Source organism: Azospirillum formosense, assembly GCF_013340925.1.
GTDB lineage: Bacteria > Pseudomonadota > Alphaproteobacteria > Azospirillales > Azospirillaceae > Azospirillum > Azospirillum formosense.
Genome location: NZ_WHOR01000299.1, coordinates 1 through 6,510, shown reverse-complemented (window position 1 = coordinate 6,510; position 6,510 = coordinate 1). Strand labels below are relative to the sequence as shown.

Sequence of the window (6,510 nt, the reverse complement as noted above, 5' to 3'; positions counted from 1 at the left end):
CGCGGCCAGCGCACAGTTTTAAAAGGAGACGGGGTGGGGGCACCGCACCCGCCCCCCTCCTCACCATCCGCGCCATCGACCTCTATGAATGCCCCGTCCGCTTCGTGAAGCCCTTCCGCTTCGGCAGCGTGACGGTGGAGGCGGCTCCCCAGGCCTTCGTCCGCACCCTGGTCCATGTGGACGGCGTCGGCGAGGCGTGGGGCGGCACCGCCGAGATGATGATGCCGAAGTGGTTCGACAAAAACCCGGACCGCAGCCCGGACGAGACGGTGGACGGACTGCGCCGCTCCCTGCGCCTCGCCCGCGACGCCTACCGGACGGACCGCGCCGACACCGCCTTCGGCCACCACGCGGCGGCTTATGAAATCCAGCGGGCGGCCTGCCGGGCCGCCGGGCTGCCCGACCTGACCGCCGCCTACGGGCCGGCGCTGATCGACAAGGCGGTGCTGGACGGGCTGCTGCGGGTCCTGAACACCGACTTTTTTACCGGCATGCGGGCGAACCGCGCCGGGATCGACGCGCGGCTGACACCGGATCTTGCGGGCTTCGACCTGGACGGCTTCCTCGCCGGGCTGGAAGTGCGGACGTCCGTGGCGCTGCGCCACACGGTCGGGCTGCTCGACGATCCGGAGGCCCTGCGCGACCTGCTGGCGCGGGAGCGGCTGGGCCGCTTCAAGATCAAGCTGGGCGGCGATCCGTCCGCCGACCTCGCGCGCCTGGCGGCGATCGCCGGTGTGCTGGACGCGGCGACGGGCGACTACCGCGCCACGCTGGACGGCAACGAACAATACGCGGACGCCGCGGCCCTCGCCGCCTTCCTGGGCGGGCTGGAGCGCGAGCCGGCGCTGGCCGGCTTCCGCGGGCGCCTGCTCTACATCGAGCAGCCCGTGGCGCGGGAGCGCGCGCTGGAGGCGCCGCTCGGCGCCGTGGCGGAGCGCATCCCCTTCATCATCGACGAGTCCGACGACGGCTACGACGCCTTCCCGCGCGCCCGCGCCGCCGGCTACCGCGGCGTGTCGTCCAAGTCCTGCAAGGGGCTCTACAAGGCCATCCTCAACCGGGCGCGCTGCGCGGCCTGGGGGGCGCCGCACTTCATCGCCGCGGAGGACCTGACCTGTCAGGCCGGGCTGGCGGTGCAGCAGGACACGGCGCTGGTCGCGCTGCTCGGCATCGCCGACGCGGAGCGCAACGGCCACCAGTACGGAAACGGCTTCGACGGAGCGCCGGAGGCCGACGCCTTCCTCGACGCGCATCCCGGCTTCTACACCCGGCGGGACGGCATTGTCCGTCTCGCCACGGCGGGCGGCAGCCTGCCGACCGAAACCCTGGCCGTCCCCGGCTTCGCCAGCGCGGCGCAGCCCCGATGGGACCGCCTGTCCCCTCTACAGAACGAATAATCCCCTAGGGAGTCCCCGACATGAGCACGAAGCGCCTTGGTATCATCATGCATGGCGTGACCGGCCGCATGGGCATGAACCAGCACCTGATCCGGTCGATCCTCGCCATCCGGGCGCAAGGCGGCGTCACGCTGTCCGACGGGTCCCGCGTCATGCCCGACCCCATCCTGGTCGGGCGCAACGCCGAGAAGATCCGTGAACTGGCCCAGCGCCACGGCGTGGAGCGCTGGACCGACAATCTGGACGCGGCGTTGGCGAACCCGGACGACACGATCTTCTTCGACGCCGGCACCACCCAGATGCGTCCGACGCTGCTGGAGGCGGCGATCCGCGCCGGCAAGCACGTCTATTGCGAGAAGCCCATCGCCACCAACCTGGAAGAGGCGCTGCGCGTCGTCCGGCTGGCCGAGGAGGCCGGGGTGAAGAACGGCACCGTGCAGGACAAGCTGTTCCTGCCCGGCCTGCAGAAGCTGAAGATGCTGCGTGACAGCGGCTTCTTCGGGAAGATCCTCTCGGTGCGCGGCGAGTTCGGCTACTGGGTGTTCGAGGGCGACTGGCAGCCGGCGCAGCGCCCCTCCTGGAACTACCGCGAGGAGGATGGCGGCGGCATCATCCTCGACATGGTCTGCCACTGGCGCTACGTGCTCGACAACCTGTTCGGGCAGGTCAAGAGCGTCTCCTGCCTCGGCGCCATCCACATTCCGGAGCGCTGGGACGAGCAGGGCAAGCGCTATCAGGCCACCGCCGACGACGCGGCCTACGCCACCTTCGAGCTGGAGGGCGGGGTCATCGCCCACATCAACTCCTCCTGGGCGACGCGGGTGTACCGCGACGATCTGGTGACCTTCCAGGTGGACGGCACTCACGGCTCGGCCGTCGCGGGCTTGAGCGACTGCGTGATCCAGCCGCGCCAGGGCACGCCGCGCCCGGTGTGGAACCCGGACCAGAAGCAGACCATGGACTTCTACGCGACGTGGCAGCCGGTGCCCGACAACCAGCCGACCGACAACGGCTTCAAGACGCAGTGGGAATCCTTCATCCGCCACGTCGTCGAGGACGCTCCCTTCAACCACGGGCTGATCGAAGGCGCCAAGGGCGTGCAACTCGTCGAGGCCGCGCTGAAGAGCTGGAAGGAGCGCCGCTGGGTCGACGTTCCCTCGCTGACCGCCTGACCGGAGGGCCTTGTCCATGGCACTGACCATCAAGCTGCCGCGCGCCGACCGCTCGCTGGAAAGCTACGAGGTCGCCCCCGCGCGCGGCTTCCCCGCCCGCACCGACCGGCCCCTGAACCGCGTGGCCTACGCCGCCGCGCACATGGTGGCCGACCCGCTGGCCGACAACGACCCCTGGCTGACCCCGGCCATCGACTGGGACCGCACCATCGCCTTCCGCGAGCATCTGTGGGACCTCGGCTTCGGCGTGGCCGAGGCGATGGACACCGCGCAGCGCGGCATGGGGTTGGACTGGAACGCCTCGCTGGAGCTGATCCGGCGCTCCCTGACCGCGGCGAAGGCGCGCGGCAACGCGCTGATCGCCTGCGGGGCCGGCACCGACCATCTGGCGCCGGAGGACGCCCGCTCGCTCGACGACGTGATCCGCGCCTACGAGACGCAGGTCGCCGCGGTCGAGGACCTTGGCGGGCGGGTGATCCTGATGGCGTCGCGCGCGCTCGCCCGCGTGGCCAAGGGGCCGGACGACTACGTCCGCGTCTACAGCCGCATCCTCTCCCAGGTGCGCAGCCCGGTGATCATCCACTGGCTGGGCGACATGTTCGACCCGGCGCTGGCCGGTTACTGGGGAACCAACGACTTCCCGGTGGCCCTCGACACCGCGGTCGGCATCATCAACGACTTCGCGGCCAAGGTCGACGGGGTGAAGATCTCCCTGCTCGACAAGGACAAGGAGATCGTCATGCGCCGCCGGCTGGCCCCCGGCGTGCGCATGTACACCGGTGACGACTTCAATTACGCGGAGCTGATCGCCGGCGACGCGGAGGGGCATTCCGACGCTCTGCTGGGCATCTTCGACGCCATCGCCCCGGCGGCCGCGGCGGCCTTGGCCGAGCTGGCGGCGGGCGAGGAGGGACGCTTCCACGAAATCCTGGAGCCGACCGTCCCGCTGTCCCGCCACATCTTCAAGGCGCCGACCCGCTTCTACAAGACCGGGGTGGTCTTCATGGCCTACCTGAACGGCCACCAGGACCATTTCACGATGATCGGCGGACAGGAGGGCACGCGCTCCACCCTGCATCTGGCGGAAATCTTCCGGCTGGCCGACAAGGCCGGTCTGCTGCGCGACCCCGAAGAGGCGGTGTGGCGCATGGCCGACGTCCTGGCCGTCCGCGGCATCGAGGCGGTGTGAGGTAAGGGTAATTCCCTCTCCCGCCCCGGGAGAGGGAAGGGGCCCGCGCGATGCGCGGGAAGGGTGAGGGTGCCGCCAAGGATTAGTGCGTCGATCCTCGCACGACCCTCACCCGCCCGCTGTCGCGGGCACCCTCTCCCGGGGCTCTCGGCGGCCAAAGGCCGCCTGACGCCATTAGCGCCCGCATGCGGGCGCGAGAGGCGGGAGAGGGCATTTCGCAATGAGGACCACGATCATGCGCGACTTCTCCGGCGATCATCGCTGGCTGTCCATCAACACGGCCACGGTGCGCAAGCAGGGCGACCTGCTGCAGATCTTCGATGCCTGCGCCCGCCAGGGCATCCGCGCCGTCTCCCCCTGGCGGGATCAGGTGGCGGCGGTGGGGCTGGACCGCGCCGCGCGGGCCGTGAAGGAGCTGGGGCTGGAACTGTCCGGCTATTGCCGCGGCGGCATGTTCCCCGCCGATCCCGACCGCCGGGCCGAGGTGCGCGACGACAACCGCCGCGCGGTGGACGAGGCGGTGGCGCTGGGCGCCCCCTGCCTCGTGCTGGTGGTCGGCGGGCTGCCGCAATTCTCCCGCCCCGGCTCCCCTCCGTCCAAGGACATCGCGCTGGCCCGCGCCCAGGTGGAGGACGGCATCGCCGAACTGCTGGAGCACGCCCGCGGCGTCGGGATGCCGCTCGCCATCGAGCCGCTGCACCCGATGTACGCCGCCGACCGCGCCTGCGTGAACACGATGCGCCACGCGCTCGACCTCTGCGACCGGCTGGACCCCCAGGCAACCGGAGCGCTGGGCGTGGCGTTGGACGTCTACCACGTCTGGTGGGATCCGGAACTGGAGGCGCAGATCCAGCGGGCGGGCCGGAATCGCCTGTGTGCCTTCCATGTGTGCGATTGGCTGGTGCCAACCGCCGACCTGCTGGAGGATCGCGGCATGATGGGCGACGGAATGATCGATATTCCAATGATCCGTGGCTGGGTGGAAACCGTTGGATTCCAAGGCTATTCCGAGGTCGAAATATTCTCGCGCCAGTGGTGGGCACGACCTTTGGATGAGGTGCTGTCGGTCTGTGTCGAACGGCATCGGTCTTCGGTGTGAGAGGGCGCCTAAAAATCAGTCATTCTGGTGGAAGTGAGCAAAATTTGATCATAAAGCGACGGCGTGCATAATTCGTAATCGAATGCTGGGCTGTAAATCGCTGCGGATTTCCTGAACCGCCTTCCTGAAAACCCGCTGTGGCATCACATTTGCGAAGGACACCCCCGGGCGCCTGAGGCGGGCGCCAGACCAAAGAACGGGGGGTATTCACAATGTTCAAGACGGGGTTCCAGTCGGGCTTCAAGACCGGTCGCACCCTTGCGGCGGCCGCGGGTCTTGCCGTCACGTTCGCCGCGGGCTTCGCCGCCCCGGCGTCGGCCCAGGACACCATCAAGGTCGGCATCCTCCATTCCCTGTCGGGCACCATGGCGATCAGCGAGACCACGCTGAAGGACGTCATGCTGATGCTCATCGAAGAGCAGAACAAGAAGGGCGGCGTTCTCGGCAAGAAGCTGGAGCCGGTCGTCGTCGATCCCGCCTCCAACTGGCCCCTGTTCGCCGAGAAGGCGCGCGAGCTGGTCAGCAAGGACAAGGTGGCCGCGGTGTTCGGCTGCTGGACCTCGGTCAGCCGCAAGTCCGTCCTGCCGGTGTTCGAGGAGCTGAACAGCATCCTGTTCTACCCGGTGCAGTATGAGGGCGAGGAGTCCTCGCGCAACGTCTTCTACACCGGCGCCGCCCCGAACCAGCAGGCGATCCCTGCCGTCGACTATCTGGCGGCGACCGAGGGCGTGCAGCGCTGGGTGCTGGCCGGCACCGACTACGTCTACCCGCGCACGACCAACAAGATCCTGGAAACCTACCTGAAGTCCAAGGGCGTGAAGTCCGAGGACATCATGATCAACTACACGCCGTTCGGCCACGCCGACTGGCAGAACATCGTCGCCGACATCAAGAAGTTCGGTTCCGCCGGCAAGAAGACCGCGGTGGTCTCGACCATCAACGGCGACGCCAACGTCCCCTTCTACAAGGAACTGGGCAACCAGGGCGTCAAGGCGCAGGACATCCCCGTCGTCGCCTTCTCCGTGGGTGAGGAGGAGCTGGCCGGCATCGACACGAAGCCGCTGGTCGGGCATCTCGCCGCCTGGAACTACTTCATGTCGGTGGACACGCCGGAGAACAGCGACTTCATCAAGAAGTGGCAGGCCTTCACCAAGAACGACAAGCGCGTCACCAACGACCCGATGGAAGCCCACTACATCGGCTTCAACATGTGGGTGAAGGCGGTCGAGAAGGCCGGCACCACCGACAGCAACGCGGTGATCGACAGCCTCGTCGGCGTCGCCGTGCCGAACCTGACCGGCGGCTACTCGGCCATGCTGCCGAACCACCACATCACCAAGCCGGTGCTGATCGGCGAAGTGCAGGAGAACGGCCAGTTCGAGACCGTCTCCAAGACGCCGGGCCTCGTGGCCGGCGACGAGTGGTCGGACTTCCTGCCGGACAGCAAGGACCTGATCTCCGATTGGCGCGCCCCGATGTCCTGCGGCAACTTCAACGTGAAGACCGGCAAGTGCGGCGGCAAGGGGTCGTGAGGACCGTCTGATCGCCTCTTGGTGACTTGGCTGCGTGGTGCCCCCTCCCTAACCCTCCCCCGCTTTGCAGGGGAGGGGATCATCCTCCCTCCCCTGCGAAGCGGGGGAGGGCCGGGGTGGG

At 68.5% G+C, this 6,510-nt stretch carries 5 protein-coding genes; all 5 read left to right on the top strand.

Annotation, left to right across the window (positions count from 1 at the left end; all coding sequences use genetic code 11):
* A partial coding sequence (locus tag GBZ26_RS25480) for an enolase-like domain-containing protein (protein WP_247884904.1) occupies positions 1-1,397 on the top strand: 1,397 nt, incomplete at its 5' end.
* Between the two features lie 20 nt (positions 1,398-1,417).
* Positions 1,418-2,569 (top strand): Gfo/Idh/MocA family protein, encoded by a 1,152-nt coding sequence (locus GBZ26_RS25475; protein WP_035675142.1) that lies wholly within the window; start codon positions 1,418-1,420, stop codon positions 2,567-2,569.
* A 16-nt stretch (positions 2,570-2,585) separates the two neighbouring features.
* Positions 2,586-3,758, top strand: a complete 1,173-nt coding sequence (locus GBZ26_RS25470; RefSeq protein WP_035675139.1) for a dihydrodipicolinate synthase family protein — start codon at positions 2,586-2,588, stop codon at positions 3,756-3,758.
* A gap of 220 nt (positions 3,759-3,978) precedes the next feature.
* Positions 3,979-4,857, top strand: a complete 879-nt coding sequence (locus GBZ26_RS25465; RefSeq protein WP_246653640.1) for a sugar phosphate isomerase/epimerase family protein — start codon at positions 3,979-3,981, stop codon at positions 4,855-4,857.
* 212 nt (positions 4,858-5,069) lie between these two features.
* On the top strand, positions 5,070-6,389 hold the full coding sequence (urtA, locus tag GBZ26_RS25460; RefSeq protein WP_174441234.1) for an urea ABC transporter substrate-binding protein: 1,320 nt from the start codon (positions 5,070-5,072) through the stop codon (positions 6,387-6,389).
* The last annotated feature ends 121 nt before the right edge of the window (positions 6,390-6,510 follow it).

What these genes read in the sequence shown, in the direction of transcription:
- GBZ26_RS25475 (WP_035675142.1), top strand. Translation starts at nt 1,418, where the DNA reads ATGAGCACGAAGCGCCTTGGTATCATCATGCATGGCGTGACCGGCCGC.
- GBZ26_RS25470 (WP_035675139.1), top strand. Translation starts at nt 2,586, where the DNA reads ATGGCACTGACCATCAAGCTGCCGCGCGCCGACCGCTCGCTGGAAAGC.
- GBZ26_RS25465 (WP_246653640.1), top strand. Translation starts at nt 3,979, where the DNA reads ATGAGGACCACGATCATGCGCGACTTCTCCGGCGATCATCGCTGGCTG.
- urtA (WP_174441234.1), top strand. Translation starts at nt 5,070, where the DNA reads ATGTTCAAGACGGGGTTCCAGTCGGGCTTCAAGACCGGTCGCACCCTT.